The 563-nt window shown below is 74.4% G+C and carries 1 pseudogene; it reads right to left on the minus strand.

Going from position 1 to position 563, the window contains the following annotated elements:
- Positions 1-338: 338 nt before the first annotated feature.
- A pseudogene (locus tag K6I34_RS37890) lies at positions 339-563 on the minus strand (cytochrome P450); the annotation flags it as partial.

The raw sequence follows: 563 nt of genomic DNA on the forward strand, positions 1-563 counted from the left end.
CTTCTTACCTGAGCCGCTGGTTCACGCCTGCCTAAGGTCGCCCACCGGGGGCTCCGCCCCCGGACCCCCGTTAGCTGTGGTGCGGCCCGGTGGTCCGGTTGTGCCCACCCGTTCCGCCCCTAGCGGAACGCATGCCCACAACCAGAAGGTGGCGGGAAGGGCGCACCCCGTCAGGGGCGCGGGGAACTGCGCGACCAGCCCCCACCGACCTGCAGCCGCGCGCCGAGAGCAAGAGGCAGCCCGGTAGGCGCCGCGCAGCGGACCCGCAGCCGCGCGCGCAGCGCAAGAGGCACTCCAGTGGGCGCAACGGGGTCTGGGGCGGAGCCCCGGTGGGCCCCCTACACCCGGACGACCAGCCGGGCCGGGCCATGGAAGACCAAGTCATCCGCATACGTGACACCCTCCACCGCCAAGCCCGGCGCAGCCGCCCGCAGCGCGTTGAGACCCAGCTCCCCCTCCAGGCGGGCCAGCGCAGCGCCCACGCAGTAGTGGATGCCCAGCCCGAAGCCGCAGTGGCGGCCGGTGTCGCGGTGGAGGTCGAGGCGGGCGGGGTCGGGGCTGTC

Source organism: Streptomyces sp. UNOC14_S4 (assembly GCF_020740835.1).
Lineage (GTDB): Bacteria > Actinomycetota > Actinomycetes > Streptomycetales > Streptomycetaceae > Streptomyces.